This is a genomic window from Thiomonas sp. 13-64-67 (assembly GCF_002282795.1).
In the GTDB taxonomy this organism is placed as follows: domain Bacteria; phylum Pseudomonadota; class Gammaproteobacteria; order Burkholderiales; family Burkholderiaceae_C; genus Thiomonas; species Thiomonas arsenitoxydans.
Genome location: NZ_NCKP01000035.1, coordinates 20,775 through 36,600 on the forward strand (window position 1 = coordinate 20,775; position 15,826 = coordinate 36,600).

13 protein-coding genes are annotated in these 15,826 nt (G+C 65.1%); 8 read left to right on the forward strand and 5 right to left on the reverse strand.

The annotated features are described in order from the left end of the window. Positions 1-26 precede the first annotated feature (26 nt). The 5 genes from B7X30_RS09880 (at position 27) to B7X30_RS09900 (ending at position 5,367) form a co-directional block, all read left to right on the forward strand. Complete coding sequence (locus tag B7X30_RS09880) at positions 27-788, forward strand: GntR family transcriptional regulator (RefSeq protein WP_286730401.1); 762 nt, start codon at positions 27-29, stop codon at positions 786-788. Positions 789-797: 9 nt separating this feature from the next. Beyond that, positions 798-1,745, forward strand: a complete 948-nt coding sequence (puuE, locus tag B7X30_RS09885) for an allantoinase PuuE (RefSeq protein WP_286730402.1) — start codon at positions 798-800, stop codon at positions 1,743-1,745. A 2-nt stretch (positions 1,746-1,747) separates the two neighbouring features. Further along, complete coding sequence (uraD, locus tag B7X30_RS09890) at positions 1,748-3,520, forward strand: 2-oxo-4-hydroxy-4-carboxy-5-ureidoimidazoline decarboxylase (RefSeq protein WP_286730403.1); 1,773 nt, start codon at positions 1,748-1,750, stop codon at positions 3,518-3,520. Continuing rightward, positions 3,517-4,764: a M20/M25/M40 family metallo-hydrolase gene (locus B7X30_RS09895; protein WP_286730404.1), complete on the forward strand. Its 1,248-nt coding sequence runs from the start codon at positions 3,517-3,519 to the stop codon at positions 4,762-4,764. Before uraD ends, B7X30_RS09895 begins: the two co-directional genes overlap by 4 nt. 81 nt (positions 4,765-4,845) lie before the next feature. Further along, complete coding sequence (locus B7X30_RS09900) at positions 4,846-5,367, forward strand: hypothetical protein (RefSeq protein ID WP_286730405.1); 522 nt, start codon at positions 4,846-4,848, stop codon at positions 5,365-5,367. Positions 5,368-5,379: 12 nt separating this feature from the next. Here the strand turns inward: B7X30_RS09900 and B7X30_RS09905 are convergent, their stop codons facing one another. Together B7X30_RS09905 and B7X30_RS09910 are read right to left on the reverse strand one after the other, a co-directional pair. Next, a complete protein-coding gene (locus B7X30_RS09905) occupies positions 5,380-6,612 on the reverse strand; it encodes a spore maturation protein (protein ID WP_286730406.1) in 1,233 nt (410 codons plus the stop codon). Between the two features lie 48 nt (positions 6,613-6,660). Beyond that, complete coding sequence (locus B7X30_RS09910; protein ID WP_286730407.1) at positions 6,661-8,661, reverse strand: DEAD/DEAH box helicase; 2,001 nt, start codon at positions 8,659-8,661, stop codon at positions 6,661-6,663. A 275-nt stretch (positions 8,662-8,936) separates the two neighbouring features. Here B7X30_RS09910 and B7X30_RS09915 point away from each other — a divergent pair, with 275 nt between their 5' ends. Together B7X30_RS09915 and B7X30_RS09920 are read left to right on the forward strand one after the other, a co-directional pair. After that, positions 8,937-9,965: a peptidoglycan-binding protein gene (locus tag B7X30_RS09915; protein ID WP_465020139.1), complete on the forward strand. Its 1,029-nt coding sequence runs from the start codon at positions 8,937-8,939 to the stop codon at positions 9,963-9,965. Between the two features lie 195 nt (positions 9,966-10,160). Continuing rightward, positions 10,161-11,798: an L-lactate MFS transporter gene (locus B7X30_RS09920; protein WP_286730409.1), complete on the forward strand. Its 1,638-nt coding sequence runs from the start codon at positions 10,161-10,163 to the stop codon at positions 11,796-11,798. Positions 11,799-11,832: 34 nt separating this feature from the next. Here the strand turns inward: B7X30_RS09920 and B7X30_RS09925 are convergent, their stop codons facing one another. The 3 genes from B7X30_RS09925 to B7X30_RS09935 form a co-directional block, all read right to left on the reverse strand. After that, a complete protein-coding gene (locus B7X30_RS09925; RefSeq protein WP_286730410.1) occupies positions 11,833-12,156 on the reverse strand; it encodes a hypothetical protein in 324 nt (107 codons plus the stop codon). Between the two features lie 120 nt (positions 12,157-12,276). Beyond that, the gene (locus tag B7X30_RS09930) at positions 12,277-13,314 is read right to left on the reverse strand and encodes a hypothetical protein (RefSeq protein WP_286730411.1); all 1,038 of its coding nucleotides are present in this window, start codon (positions 13,312-13,314) and stop codon (positions 12,277-12,279) included. Then, the gene (locus B7X30_RS09935) at positions 13,307-14,575 is read right to left on the reverse strand and encodes a lipoprotein-releasing ABC transporter permease subunit (protein ID WP_286730412.1); all 1,269 of its coding nucleotides are present in this window, start codon (positions 14,573-14,575) and stop codon (positions 13,307-13,309) included. The genes B7X30_RS09930 and B7X30_RS09935 overlap by 8 nt, the downstream gene beginning before the upstream one ends. A gap of 111 nt (positions 14,576-14,686) precedes the next feature. On the opposite strand from B7X30_RS09935, the gene B7X30_RS09940 reads away from it, so the two are divergent. Then, on the forward strand, positions 14,687-15,751 hold the full coding sequence (locus B7X30_RS09940; RefSeq protein WP_286730413.1) for a glycosyltransferase family 4 protein: 1,065 nt from the start codon (positions 14,687-14,689) through the stop codon (positions 15,749-15,751). Positions 15,752-15,826 lie beyond the last annotated feature (75 nt).

Sequence of the window (15,826 nt, forward strand, 5' to 3'; positions counted from 1 at the left end):
CGGAAAACATCGCAAGGAGTGAAACCATGACAGCAAGCCGCAAAAAAACCTCCAAGGCCCAACAAACCCCAGCTGGAACGATCGTGAGTGCGGTGGCCGCTGCCGAAAGCCCGCTGCCTGACTCGACGCAGACCATCGTCGCAGCCATCACCGCAGCCATCATCGAACACCGTCTGGCGCCCGGCGCCAAGCTCACCGAGCAAAAGATTGCGGCGATCTACGGGGTGTCGCGCACCATCGTGCGGCAAGCCTTGTTCCAGCTCGCGCGCGATCATTTGGTCACGCTGGAGCCCGCCCGGGGCGCCTTTGTCTCGCAACCTTCAGTCGAGGAAGCGCAGCAGGTGTTCGCGGTGCGACGAATGCTCGAACAGCATCTGGTCGAGGAGTTTTGCGAAAAGGCCGTGGCGAGCGATTTCCGCGCCCTGCGTGCCCACCTTAAGCGGGAGCAGGCCGTGGTCGGCCGTGTGGATGTGACGGGTCGCACGCGGCTCTTGGGCGATTTTCATGTGCTGATGGCCGAGCGCATCGGCAACCATGTGCTGGCGCAGATTCTGTCGGAACTGATCTCGCGTTGCGCCCTTATCACGCTCATGTACCAGTCGTCGCGCGCGGCGCAGCATTCGTCAGACGAACACGTCGACATCCTAAAAGCCCTGGAAGCACGCGACGTTGCCAAAGCCAAGGCTTTGATGGAGGCCCATCTTCTGGCCACCGAAAACAGTCTGCTCTATCACCCGAGAACCAGCAGCGTCGATCTCGCGCAGGCGTTGGGCAGCTACGCGGCCTGAAAGTTAAATATGTCCATCCCACCCTATCCCCGCGACCTCGTCGGCTACGGTCGCAACCCGCCTCAGGCCAACTGGCCGGGCAAGGCCCGCGTGGCGCTGCAGTTCGTGCTCAATGTCGAAGAGGGCGGCGAGAACTGCGTGCTGCATGGCGACGCGGGCAGCGAGCAGTTCCTCTCCGAACTGTTCAATCCCGCCGCCTACCCGGCGCGGCACCTCAGCATGGAGAGCATTTATGAATACGGCTCGCGCGCCGGCGTGTGGCGCATCCTGCGCGAGTTCGAGCGCCGCGGCTTGCCGCTCACGGTCTTCGGCGTGGGCATGGCCTTGCAACGTACACCCGACCTAGCCCGCGCCTGCGTGGAACTCGGTCATGAAATCGCCTGTCACGGCTGGCGCTGGATTCATTATCAAAACCTCGACGAAGCCACCGAGCGCGAGCACATGCGGCTGGGCATGGAGGCGATTGAAGCCGTCTGCGGCGTGCGTCCTCTGGGCTGGTACACCGGCCGCGACAGCCCCAACACCCGCCGCCTGGTGGCCGACTTCGGCGGCTTCGCCTACGACAGCGACTATTACGGCGACGACCTGCCGTTCTGGCTGCAGGTGCGCAAGACCGACGGCAGCCTTGCGCCCCATCTGGTCGTGCCCTACACCCTGGACAACAACGACATGCGCTTCGCTCTGCCCCAGGGCTTTGCACAGGCCGAAGACTTCTACATCTACCTGCGCGACAGTTTCGACGCGCTCTACGCCGAAGGTGAAGATCAGCCGAAAATGCTCAGCATCGGCATGCACGCGCGCCTGCTCGGCAGGCCCGGCCGCATCCGCGCGCTGCAGCGCTTTCTCGACCATGTGCAGCGCCACGACCGGGTGTGGATCGCGCGCCGTATCGACATTGCGCGTCACTGGCAGGCCGAGCATCCCTTCGATGCGGCCACCGCTTTTGTCTGGGAGTGATCATGCCCACTCTGGCTGAACTCAACGCCGCGTCGGCGCCGACTTTCACCGACCTGCTCGACGGCGTCTATGAACACTCGCCCTGGATTGCCGCGCGCACCTGGGTGGCCCGCCCCTTTGCCACCCTGGCCGCTCTCAAGGCGGCGCTGGTGCAGACGGTGCGCCAGGCCAGCCGCGATGAACAGCTCGGGCTGATTCGCGCTCACCCGGAGCTGGCGGGCAAGGCGGCCGTAGCGGGCCAGCTCACAGCCGAATCCACGGATGAACAATCGCGCGCCGGCCTGTCGCACTGCACCCCCGAAGAGTTCGCCCGCATCAACGCGCTCAACGCCGAATACACCGCGCGCTTTGGCTGGCCCTTCATCCTCGCAGTGCGCGGTCCGCGCGGCGCCGGGCTGAGCCGGGCACAGATCATCGCCACGCTGGAGCGCCGCACCGACACCCCGCCGGACATCGAGTTTGCCGAAGCCCTGCGCCAGATCCACCGCATTGCTGAATTGCGACTGAACGATAAATTCGGCTTCGTGCCGGAACAAGGCAACCGCGTGTGGGACTGGTGTGAACACCTCGCCACGCACAGCGAACCGGCGTGGAAAGAACGCGGCGAACTCACCACCACCTACCTCACCGACGCGCACCGCGCCGCGGCCGCCGAGATTGCCGCCACCATGCGCGAATGCGGTTTCGATACGGTGGACATCGACGCCGTGGGCAATGTGGTCGGCGTCTACCAAGGCAGCGACCCCGCAGCCCCGCGCCTGCTTACCGGCAGCCATTACGACAGCGTGCGCAACGCCGGCAAGTACGACGGCCGCATCGGCCACTTCATTCCCATGGCCTGCGTGCGCGCCATGCACCGCGCGGGTCGGCGCCTACCCTTCGGCCTCGAAGTCGTGGCCTTCGCCGAAGAAGAAGGCCAGCGCTACAAGGCCACCTTCCTCGGCTCGGGCGCGCTCACTGGCGCGTTCAAGGCGGCCTGGCTCGACCAGCAAGACCGCGACGGCATCTCCATGCGCGACGCCATGCGACACGCCGGGCTACCCGCAGACTTGCCCGCCATTGCAGCGCTGCGCCGCAATCCGGCGCGTTACCTCGGCTTCGTCGAAGTGCATATCGAACAGGGCCCGGTGCTCAATGCGCTCGACCTGCCGCTGGGCATCGTCACCTCGATCAACGCCAGCGTACGCTGCGTCGGCGAGATCATCGGCATGGCCAGCCACGCCGGCACCACGCCGATGAACGCGCGCCGCGATGCCGCCTGCGCCGCCGCCGAACTGGCGCTGTTTCTTGAGCGCCGCGCCGCCGCCGATGGCGATAGCGTCGGCACCGTCGGGCTGCTTGAAGTGCCCGGCGGGTCGATCAATGTGGTGCCCGGGCGCTGCCGCTTCAGCCTCGACATCCGCGCGCCCAACAATGCCCAGCGCGACGCCGTGCTGGCCGACACCCGCACCGAGCTGGCCGCCATTTGCGCCCGCCGCAAGCTGCGCTTCACCCTCGAACAAACCATGCGCGAGCAGGCCGCCACCAGCGACCCGGCACTGCAACAACGCTGGGAACGCGCAGTCGCCGCGCTCGGCCTACCGCTGCATCACCTGCCCAGCGGCGCCGGACACGACGCCATGATGCTGCACACCGTCATGCCGCAGGCCATGCTGTTCGTGCGCGGCGAAAACGCCGGCATCAGCCACAACCCGCTCGAATCCAGCACGGCCGACGATCTCGACCTCGCCTGCGCCGCCTTCCAACATCTCCTCGACACCCTCGCCGCATCATGACCGACACCACTCGCGACTCACCGACCTACGCCGCCCTCGACCGATGGGTCGATACCCACTTCGACGAACAGACCCGCATGCTGCAGGAACTGGTGCGCGTGCCCACCGACACCCCACCGGGCAACAACGCCCCGCACGCCGAACGCACCGCCGAGCTGCTGGCCAACTTCGGCCTAACGGCCGAAAAAATCGCCATTCCCGCCGAAGCCTGCAAAGAGCAGGGCCTGGAGTCCATCACCAACCTCATCGTGCGGCGCAGCTATGGCGCGGGCGGCCCGGTCATCGCGCTCAACGCCCACGGCGACGTGGTGCCGCCGGGCGAAGGCTGGACGCACGACCCCTACGGCGGCGAGATCGAAGACGGCAAGCTCTACGGCCGCGCCGCCGCCGTAAGCAAATGCGAATTCACCACCTACACCTTCGCCGTGCGCGCCCTTGAAGCGCTGGGCGTGCCGCTCAAGGGCGGCGTCGAACTGCACTTCACTTACGACGAAGAATTCGGCGGCACCCTCGGCCCCGGCTGGCTGCTGGAGCATGGTCTCACCAAGCCCGACCTGGAAATCGCCGCCGGTTTCAGCTATCAGGTGGTTAACGCCCACAACGGCTGCCTGCAACTCGAAGTGACGGTGCACGGCGTCATGGCGCACGCCGCCATTCCGCATACCGGCGTGGACGCACTGCAGGGCGCCGTGGCCATTCTGAACGCCCTCTATGCCCAGAACGCGATCTACCGCAAGATGCATTCGCAGGTGCAAGGCATCGACCACCCGTATCTCAACGTCGGGCTGATCGAAGGCGGCACCAACACCAACGTGGTGCCGGGCAAGGTGGTGCTCAAGCTTGACCGCCGCATGATTCCCGAAGAAGACCCGGCCATGGTCGAAGCCGAGTTGCGGCGCGTGATCGAACAGGCCGCCGCCACGGTTCCCGGCATCACCGTGGACATTCGCCGCATGCTGCTGGCGCGTGCGCTCAAACCCATTCCCGGATTCGAGCGCCTGGCCACGCCGCTGCAGCGTCATGCGCAAACCCTGTTCGGCGAACCCGTCCCGGTGATCGGCACCCCGCTCTACACCGATGTGCGGCTTTACGCCGAACACGGCATTCCCGCCGTGATCTACGGCGCGGGCCCGCGCACCGTGCGCGAGAGCAATGCCAAGCGCGCCGACGAACACATCGTGCTCGAAGACCTGCGCCGCGCGACCAAAGTGGTAGCGCGCACCTTGTTCGATCTGCTGCACTGAGTCTGCCTGCCGCAGGCGACCGAATCGACGCCAAGCCCTATATAGTCCGCGTAGTTTCGTATTCGCCTGAAGGACGCCGCCATGCGCCAAGACAGCGTGTTATTCAAAACCGAAAAGGGCCAGGACGAGATCGCCAAGCGGGCGGTTCTGCAATCGCGTGTGTTGCGCAATGTGCTGCTTCTGGTGGACGGCAAACGCAACGTGCAAACCCTGCGGGAGTTGATGCAGGCCATCTCCGCTCCCGAAGACGCGCTGGAGCAACTGCTCGCCCTCGAACTGATCGCAGCACCCAAAGTTGAGGAGGAGGCTGACTCATTTCTGCACGATGACGATGAACTGCCCTCCGAACTGGCGCTGGAGCCCCTCGACGTGCAGTCCGCAAAGGTCAACACCACTGCCGACTTTTCCAGTCTTTACGAGCAAATCAACGGCCTGGTGAGCAGCCATCTGGGCATGATCAAGGCCTACGGACTGCAACTCAGAATCGAGCAATGCCAGACGCCCGACCAGTTGCTCGCTTTGCTCCCGGAAATCAAGGCTGCACTGGTCGCCAAACATGGCGAGCCCAAGGCCATCAACCTGCTGCGCCAACTCGGACGGTAGCGCTGCAAGCGCTCAATGCGGCGCGAAGAACCACGCGCACACCGCGATCGAGGCCACCACTCCGGCCAGATCGGCCGCCAGTGCGCAACCCACGGTGTGGCGCACGCGTTTGATGCCCACCGCGCCGAAGTACACCGCCACCACGTAGAACGTCGTCTCGGTGCTGCCCTGCATCGTCGCGGCCAGCAGCGCCGGGTAGCTGTCCACGCCGTAATGCTGCATGGTCTCGATCAGCATGGCGCGCGCGGCGCTGCCGGAAAACGGCTTGACCAGCGCCGTGGGCAACGCCGCGACGAAGTCGGTGTTCATGCCCAGCGCGTGCACCACCCAGCGGATGCCCTCCAGCGCATAGCCCAGCGCGCCCGAGGCGCGCAACACCCCCACCGCGCACAGCATGGCCACCAGATAGGGCAACAGGTCGCGCGCCACGCCAAAGCCGTCCTTGGCGCCTTCGATGAAGGCCTCGTACACCGGCACCCGTTTGATCGCGCCCGCCAGCAGGAAGGCGAGGATGACGCCGAACAACACCAGGTTGCCAACCAGCGCCGAAACGCTGGCCAGCGCCGCCGCGCTGAGCGTCGCCAGCCCCGCGAGCAGCGCGCCCAGCAGCAGCGCGCCGCCGCCTAGATAGGCCAGCGCCACCGGGTCCCAGAGTTTTAGCCGCTGCATCCACGCCACGCTGAGCAGCCCCGTCAGCGTGGACGCGCTGGTGGCAATGAGAATGGGCAGAAACACCAGCGTCGGGTCGGGCGCACCCTGCTGCGCGCGGTACATGAAAATGCTCACTGGCAGCAGCGTCAGCGACGAGGCATTGAGCACCAGGAACAGGATTTGCGCATTGCTCGCCGTGTCCTGACTGGGGTTGAGCGTTTGCAACTCGCGCATGGCGCGCAGGCCGATGGGCGTGGCGGCGTTGTCCAGTCCCAGCACATTGGCGGCGAAGTTCAGGGTGATCAGGCCGATGGCCGGATGGCCTTGCGGCACTTCCGGCATCAGCCGCCGGAACAGCGGGCCCAGCGCCCGCGCCAACACCTCAACCAGCCCCGCGCGCTCGGCGATGCGCAGCAGCCCCAGCCACAAGGTGAGCGTGCCGAACAGCAGCACCATCACCTCGACCGAGAGCTTGGCCATGGCGAACAGGCTGTCGGTGATCGCGGCGAATACCGCCGCATCGCCCAGTGCCCAGCGCGTCAGAGCCGCAACGGCGGCCACCAGAAAGAAGCCGAGCCAGAGTCGGTTGAGCATCCGTTTTGCCGACGCCGCGCTTTCAGACCCCTGCTTCGTCCCGCCGCGTCAAGGCTTGCGCTTGAACGACTTGCCACCGGGCATCGGCGCGGCGCGGCGCTTGGGCGCGGGCGACGCGTCGCCCGAATCGAAACGTCGCGCGGGCGCTCGGGTCGCCGGACGTTCCCGGGCGGTATCGCGCACCGGCTCGGCTTTGGTGAGCTGCAGTTGACGCCCACTCACCCAGGTTTTTTGCAGGGTGCGGAACACATCTTTGGGCATGCCTTCGGGCAGCTCGACAAAGCTGTGGTCGCCGCGAATGGCGATATTGCCGATGTGCTTGTTTTCAAGCCCGGCCTCGTTGGCGATGGCGCCGACCAGATTGCGCACTTCCACGCCATGATCGCGTCCGACTTCCACCCGGTAGGTCTCGAAGCGCACATCGCTGGCGGTATGCGGGCCTCGCGCGGTGCGCTCGCTGTGCGCCGGATGTTCGGCCGACGCGACCTCGCGCGGCGCCGAATGCGGCGCCGCATCGGCCGCTTCACGCGCCTGCATCAGGGTTTGGGTGAAATCGTCGAGATCGCGGGGCTTGGCGCGCTCACGCGGCGCACGCGCCGCAGGGGCCTCCTCGCGTGTGGCCCGCGCTGGGCGTGGCGCGCGCGGTTCGCGGCCCTCACGCGGTTCGCGCTCGCGGCGTGGCGCGCGGCTCTCCTCGCGGGTATCAGCGTTGTAGGTCGGTTCACTGCCCGGGCGCATGAGCAGCGGCTTGTTGCCTTGCACCATACGTGCCAGCGCGGCGGCAATCTCGATGGCCGGAATGTCGAACTCCTGCTCGTAACGCTCGACCAGACGCTGGTAATCCTCCAACCCTTCCTGCTCGCGTGCCTCGGTGATGCGCTCCATGAAGCGGCTGATGCGGCTGTCATTCACCGCTTCGGTGCTGGGCAACTGCATCTGCGTGATGGGCTGGCGCGTGGCCCGCTCGATGGCGCGCAGCAAATGCCGCTCGCGCGGGGTAACGAACAGAATGGCGTCGCCGCTGCGCCCCGCACGACCGGTGCGGCCGATGCGGTGTACGTAGCTTTCGGTATCCGTCGGAATGTCGTAGTTCACCACATGGCTGATGCGCTCCACATCCAGCCCGCGCGCCGCCACATCGGTGGCCACGAGGATGTCGAGCTGCCCGTCCTTGAGCCGCTGCACCATGCGCTCGCGCAGCGCCTGCGGCACGTCGCCATTGAGCGCCGCTGCGGTGAATCCACGCGCTGCCAGCTTCTCGGCCAACTCCTCGGTGGCCTGCTTGGTGCGGGCGAAGATGATCATGCCTTCGAACGGCTCGACCTCCAGAATGCGGGTGAGCGCGTCGAGCTTGTGCAGACCGCTGACCATCCAGTAGCGCTGCTGAATGTGCGTGGCGGTGGTCGTGGCCGCCTTGATGGTGATCTCCTGCGGATCGCGTAAATAGGTTTGTGCAATTCGGCGGATGGCCGAGGGCATGGTGGCCGAAAACAGCGCCACCTGACGCTGCGGCGGGGTCTTTTTCAGGATGGACTCGACATCGTCGATGAAGCCCATGCGCAGCATCTCATCCGCCTCGTCGAGCACCATGTGCGCGAGCTGGTCGAGCTTGAGCGTGCCGCGCTCCAGATGATCGATGATGCGCCCCGGGGTGCCCACCACGACATGCGCGCCCCGCTTGAGCGAGGCGAGCTGCGGCACGTAGCTTTGCCCGCCATAGATCGGCAGCACATTGAAACCCGGCAGATGGGTGGCATAGCGCGCAAAGGCTTCGGCCACCTGAATGGCCAGCTCGCGCGTGGGCGCCAGCACCAGCGCCTGGGTGTGGCGTGCATTGCAATCGATCTTGGCCAGGATGGGCAGGGCAAACGCTGCCGTCTTGCCCGTGCCGGTCTGCGCCTGCCCGAGCACGTCGCGCCCGGCCAGTAGCGGCGGAATGGTGGCCGCCTGAATAGGCGACGGGGTTTCATATCCCACATCGCGCAGGGCTTGCAGCAACGGTTCGGGCAAGCCGAGTTCGGCAAAGGGGGAGATTTGTTGTGAAGTCATGGATTGTGGGCCTTGAAGACGGCTAAACCTCTATTGTGCGCGCGACACCGAAACCTGATGCGCATCGTTCATGCGATAGCGTCGCTTCAGGCTCAAACCTTGCATATCGGCCTAGCAAAATGCTTAAAAAGCCACAATTCGTCAAGATTGCGCACTCAGAAGGCGTTTATGACCGAAAAACACCATAAAAAACTTCTAGTATCTGGCGGCTGCGCCGTCTGATAGTCGGGCAGGCCCGCTTTTTCATCGATAACAACTTGGAGTCCAGATCAATGATGCATCCATTCAAGCGCCTGACAGCCCTAGCTGCGGTCCTTTCCCTCGCCGCATGTTCCAGCATGGACATGGGATCAAAAGCTGCAAAAACCGAAGCCACAGGATCGGCTGGCGGCGCCAACAGCCAGAACGCGAACAGCAAACTCGCTCGCTGCAACGCGCCGCTGGGCACGATTGCCGTGGTGGAAGACACCAATACACCTTGGTACGGCATTCTCACCAGCCAATACCAACTCGGCCCGACCACGCCGGTGCTCAAGCTCATGATCCAGCAGTCGAACTGCTTTGTGGTGGTCGATCGTGGCCGCGCCATGAATAACATGATGCAAGAGCGCGCGCTGGCCCAATCGGGCGAGTTGCGGCAGAACTCGAACTTCGGCAAGGGGCAAATGGTTTCGGCGGACTACACCCTGAGCCCGTCCATCACCTTCTCGAACAATAACGCTGGCGGCATTGGCGGATTAGTGGGTGGTCTGCTCGGCCCGGTTGGGGCCATTGTGGGTGGCAGCGTCAGCGCCAAGGAAGCCAGCACCCTGCTCACGCTGGTGGACAACCGTTCAGGCGTGCAGCTTGCTGCTGCCGAGGGTAGTGCGAAAAATTGGGATTTTGGCGCCATTGGCGGCTTGTTTGGCGGCGCAGCGGGCGGCATCGGTGGCGGTTATGCCAACACGGCGCAGGGCAAAGTCATCGTGGCGGCGTTCATGGATTCGTATAACGGTGTCGTCAAGGCCGTCGAGAACTACAAAGCGCAGGAAGTCAAAGGCGGACTGGGCACTGGCGGCCAGCTCGGCGTGCAAGGCGGATCGACCCCGGCCGCACAGCCTGTGGCCGCAACGCAGACCGCCCCCGCCACCATGACGCTCAAACAGGCGCAGGAAAAGCTCAACGCGCAGGGCTTTCCGGTGGGTACGCCCGATGGCGTCATGGGACCGCGAACCCGCGCTGAGCTCAAGCGCTTCCAGAATTCGCGCGGCCTGCCTGAATCGGGCGTGCTCGACCAGGCCACGATCGCGGCGTTCAATCAGTAATTTCAGGGTAGTCTGCCTGTGAGGGCAGACCTCCACCAAAAGCCGACGCTTGTCGGCTTTTTTCATATGCACAAAACGCAACATGTCAGACAAACTTTGCCAACAAAGTCACGAAATTTGACTATAAAGCGGCCTGCAGCGGCAAAAGTTCCTGCCGCCGCATCCCGGGGAACAACAACAAACTTGGAGTCATGAATGGCATCTTCTCTTAGCACACCCCTCTCTAAACCGGGCCTGCTCGACCGCGAAAGCACGGTTGCAGGTCCCAATTTCAACCGCTGGCTGGTGCCTACCGCCGCGCTTGCGATTCACCTGTGTATCGGCATGGCCTACGGCTTCTCCGTGTTCTGGCTGCCGATGAGCAAGCTGCTCGGGGGCACCGATCCTGCCGTATGCGGCTCGCTGGGTTTCTGGGGCCATCTCACCACCACGACTTGCAACTGGACCGTGCCGTCAGTGACGCACATCTTCGAAGTATTCATCGCCTTTCTGGGTATTTCGGCCGCCATCTGGGGCGCCTGGCTGGAACATGCGGGACCGCGCAAGGCCGGTTTCATCGCCGCGCTGTGCTGGGGCGGCGGCCTGGTGCTCGGCGGCATCGGCGTCTACATCCATCAGCTCTGGCTGGTGATTCTCGGGGCCGGCGTGCTGGGAGGCATTGGTCTGGGGCTGGGCTATATCACGCCCGTCTCGACCCTCATCAAATGGTTCCCGGATCGTCGCGGTCTGGCCACAGGCTTTGCCATCATGGGATTTGGCGGCGGCGCGATGATCGGTGCACCGCTGGCTGTGGCGCTGATGAAGTATTTCAGCGCCTCGGGCACGCTGGGCGTCGCTCAGACGCTGATCATCATGGGCGTGCTCTATTTCGTGGTGATGTCGGCGGGGGCGTTCGGCTTCCGGGTGCCGCCCACTGGCTGGAAGCCGCGGGGATGGACGCCCAAGGCCAAGGGCGGCAATGCCATGATCACCGACCATGAAGTGCATCTGAACAAGGCGATGAAAACGCCGCAGTTCTGGCTGGTCTGGTGGATTCTGTGCCTGAACGTGACGGCCGGCATCGGCGTGATCGCCATGGCCAGCCCGATGCTGCAGGACGTGTTCGGCGGCCGTCTCATCGGCCTCGACAGCGGCGCAGCACTCGATGCGGCGCAGAAGGCCGCGCTGGTCGCGGCAGCCGGTGGCTTGGTGGGTTTGATCAGCCTGTTCAACAGCGGTGGACGTCTGTTCTGGGCCGCGCTGTCTGATTACATCGGCCGCAAGGCGACTTATGCGGTGTTCTTTGCGCTGGGCGTGGCGCTTTACGCCAGCCTCCCCGCGCTGGGCCATAGCGGCGCGGCAGGCCTGTTCATTCTGGTGGTCTGCGTCATCATGACCATGTACGGCGGCGGCTTTGCTACTGTGCCCGCCTATCTGGCCGACTTGTTCGGCACGCAGATGGTGGGCGCGATTCACGGCCGTCTGCTCACGGCGTGGTCGGTTGCCGGTGTGGCTGGGCCCTTCCTCATCGCCGCCATCCGCCAGACCCAGATCGACGCTGGTGTGGCGAAGAACCTGGTCTATGACCGCACGCTCTACATCCTGGCCGGACTGCTGCTGGTGGGCTTCATCCTCAACCTGCTGGTGCGCCCTGTTGCGGCCAAGTACCGCATGACGCCAGAAGAACTCGCCCGCGAACGCGCCCTCAAGCACGAAGACCGCATCGCCGGTGACGCCGAGCACGCGGCACGCGGCAGCTTCGGCATGGTCGGCATGCTGGCCTGGGCTGCGGTCGGTATTCCCTTCTTCATCGGCGTCTATATCGCCCTACAGAAGGCAGCCGTACTGTTCTGAGCTTGCGGCAGGGGGCTGATTGCTCAGCCCCCGTTCAGCGCCGGGTGCGAAGCCCGGCGCCGCGCGCATCGACCAGGGCGATCTGGTGCCGACCGGGCTGCGGAAACCAGGGCAAGCGCGCGCCACGGCCCAGAGGGCGACCATCGCCCTGCCAGCGCGCATCGGCCGTGGAAGCGGCGGTCAGCCCAACGCGCGGCAGACCGCTCGGCGGCGCCTGTTGGCGGCTTGGCGGCTTGGCGTTTTGGCGTTTTGGCGTTTTGGCGTTTTGGCGGCTTGGCGTTTTGGCGTGCAGAGCCCGCATCACCGCAGCCCAGACGAGCGCAGCGCCGACGTCATCGCGCTTGGGAGCGCCTGGCATCAAATCCCAGAAACAGGCCGAATGCGGCCCACCAGCGTTCGTAACCCATCTCTCACCCTCATCGCCTGCAAAGTTGTTTTTATGTGCGATAAGAATGACAAAACGTGACAACTTGTTTGGCTACAAACCGTGAAACTGCGCGGGAAAGTCGGCCCGTTGCCAGAATTTCCAGACTTGCGGACGGCGGATCTGCAGGGTGCGCCAGCGCAGCTCGCCCGCGAGGGTGAGACGCACGCCGCCCGTCTGCTGCACCACCTGCGCAATGGCGGCGGAAAGGCTGGCATCGAGCTGACGCAGACCGGCGGCGGGATCATCGGCCAGCAGCGCGCGGGCGTCGAAAATACGCAGGGTGTCGAGCGGCCCGTTGCGCGGGCGCAGCGCCAGGCCGCGCAGCGCGGCGGCGAGGGCCGGATCGCTCACCGCATCGCCATCTCCCGCATATTCTGCAAGGCGAACCGGGCTGCGCCAATCGGCCGCCAGGGGGCCGCAGCCGTGTATCCAGAGGGTATTGATGTCGGGCAGGCCGCGCTGTTCGCGCGCTTCGTTGACGGCATGGTGCTGCCATGTCATTTGCACTTCGGTGAGCAGTTGCCGCCAAGGCCGGGCCGCCGGGCCGCCGGGCATCCACGCCGCCACGCTGCGGCCAAGAGAGCGCGCCACGCCCGCCGTCACCACCTCGGTCAGACTGGAGTGGGCGGCGTACCAGCGCATCGGCGTGACTTGGCGCAGCGTCCATCCCGCGCTGGCAAACAAGGGCTCGACGGCGGCGAAGAGCGGCTGAGCTTCATCCGCCTTGAGATCGAGCGCGGCAGGATCGGTGAGCGTCAGGCTGTCGCGTCCCAGCCGCAGATGCGCCGGGGTGAGCAGGCACAGCGCCTGATCTGCGGGAAAAGCGTCGGCCACGCCATCGGCCAGCGCGGCCAGACGTGCCCAGGGCGCCTGCTCCGCTTCGGCGCCTTCCAGACGCAGGGCGTGCAGCAGCCAGCGCTCGGCGGGCGTCAGCCAGGCGGCTTGGGCATCTTCTCGAGGGGCTTCCTGCTCCAGCACCGCGGCCTGGCGGCAAAGAGCGGCGGTTGCAGGCAAGCCGGGCTGCGCTAGCAGTTGCGCAAGCGCCGGTGAGGTCGAGGGCAGATCGGACAGCAGCAGATGTTCACTCATACCGCAAAGCCTGCGCTGGTTGCACCCGCGAGGCGCTCCAACTGGGATAAAGCGTGGCCAGCAGCGACAACACCAGCGACGCCACGGTGATGGTGGCGATATCTGAAAAGCGCGGATCGCTGGGCATGGTGTGGATCAGGTACACGCTGCGCGGCAGGAACTGGGTGTGCAGCACGGCTTCGAGAAACGAGACAATGGGATCGAGGTTGAACGCAATCAGACAACCCAGCGCGACACCGGCGAAGGTGCCGAGAAACCCCGTCACCGCGCCCTGCAGCAGAAAGATGGACATGATGGAGCCGGGGCTCGCACCCTGCGTGCGCAGAATGGCGATATCGGCCAGCTTGTCGGTCACCGTCATGACCAGGGTAGAGACGAGGTTGAACGCCGCCACCGCCACGATCATGGTGAGGATGATGAACATCATGCGCTTCTCGATCACCACGGCCTCGAACCAGGTGCGGTTCTGCTCGGTCCAGGGTTGGGCCACGAGTTCGGGTGGCAGTACGCGCTGCAGGTCTTGCGCAATCTGTGGGGCGTCATTCATATTGCGCGTCTGCACCCGCAGTCCGGTGGGGCCTCCGGTGCGGAACAGCGCCGAAGCGTCCTGCAGATTCACCAGCGCCAGGGTGCTGTCGTACTCGTAGTGCCCGACATTGAAAATGCCCACCACCCGCAGGGTGCGCAGGCGCGGAATCATGCCCGCCGGGGTGATGGAGCCGCTGGGCACCACCATGGTGATCTGGTCGCCTACGCCGACCCCCAGCGCATTGGCCAGCTCGTTGCCCAGCACCACGCCGAAGTCGCCCGGCTTGAGCGCCGCCAGACTGCCCGCCTCCATGTGCTCGGGGATCTGCGACACCTGGGTTTCTTCGCTCGGCTCCACCCCCCAAACCAGCACGCCCTGCAACTGACTGCCCTGCGCCACCAGCGCCTGACCTTGCACAAAGGGCGCCACCCCGGTCACTGCCGGATTGCTTTTGACCTGCTGCGCCACGCCGCGCCAGTCGGGCAAGGCCTGACCATTGACATTGAGAATCTGGATGTGCGGAATGACGTTGAGCATGCGGTCTCGCACCTCTTTCTGAAACCCGTTCATCACCGAGATGACCACGATCAGCGCGGCGACCCCGAGCGCGATGCCGCCAACGGAAACCGCAGAAATAAAGGAGATGAAGCCGTTGCGCCGACTGCGCCGCCCGCTGCGGGTATAGCGCCAACCGATAAGCAGCTCAAAAGGCCAGGAGAAGGATGCAGACATAACTGCGCAGTGTAGGCGACGGCCGCAGGCAAGGCGGCGCGCGGGACATGTGGATTCGTGATGCCTGGCAAAGGCACAATGTCGGTTTATCCCGTTTGTCTACCGTACCCCATGTTGCACGCCACCGCCCTGTCCGCCCTGCTCTGCTGGCTGGGATGCGCCGCCCTCATCGTGCTGGGACGGCGCAGGCATTTCGGCCTGGACGAGACCCAGGGCGTGCAGAAATGGCATCGCCACCCCACGCCGCGCACCGGCGGCTTCGCCCTGGCGCTGGGCCTGATGGTGGGCCTGCTATGGCTCATGCACCTCACCTATGTCAGCGCGCCTGTCACAATCCGATTGGCCGTCGCCATTGCGCCGGTGCTGCTCGCCGGGGTGGTGGAAGACTTGCGCCGCCATGTGCCCCCCTTGTGGCGGGCGCTGGCCACGGTGCTCGCCGCAGGGCTAGCGGTCTGGCTGCTTGAGGCCAGCGTCACCCGTCTGGGGCTGTGGCCGCTGGACGCATGGATACACGCCTGGCCGGTGCTGGGTTGGCTCATCGCGCTCGTCGCCATCAGCGCCCTGCCGCATGCGGTCAATATGATCGACGGCTACAACGGCCTGGCCGGCATGGTGAGCTTCATGATTTTCGGCGCCATCGGCTATGTGGCGTTCAAGGTCAGCGACCCGCTGATCATGGCGCTCAGCCTCACCGCCATCGGCGCGCTGCTGGGCTTTTTGTTCTGGAACTGGCCGCGCGGCCAGATCTTCCTGGGCGATACAGGCGCTTATCTGCTCGGCTTCTGGATGGCGCTGCTCAGCGTGTTGCTGGTGGCGCGCAACCCAGCCGTCTCACCCTGGTTCGCCCTCATGGTGCTGGCCTACCCGGTGTGGGAGTTGCTGTATTCGCTGTGGCGGCGCAAGTTTCGCCAACGCGCGGGCACAGCGCCCGATTCGCTGCATCTGCATCACCTGGTGTACTGGCGGCTCACCCGCCTGCTCGACGAGGATGATCATCCTGATCCGCGGCAACGCCGCAATGCGGCCACCTCGCCTTATCTCTGGGCCGTCGCGGCTTTCAGCGTGGCCCCGGCCATGCTGTGGTGGGGCAACACCCCCCTGCTCATGGCCTGCTGCGTGGGTTTCGTCACCCTCTATCTGCTGGCCTATCGTCTGCTGGTTCAGCGCCGCATCTGAGCTACAGCGTCAGGCCACGTCCTGCCAGTCGAAGTTCCAGGTGTTTTGCAGCAATTTTTCCAGCCAGAACGCGCC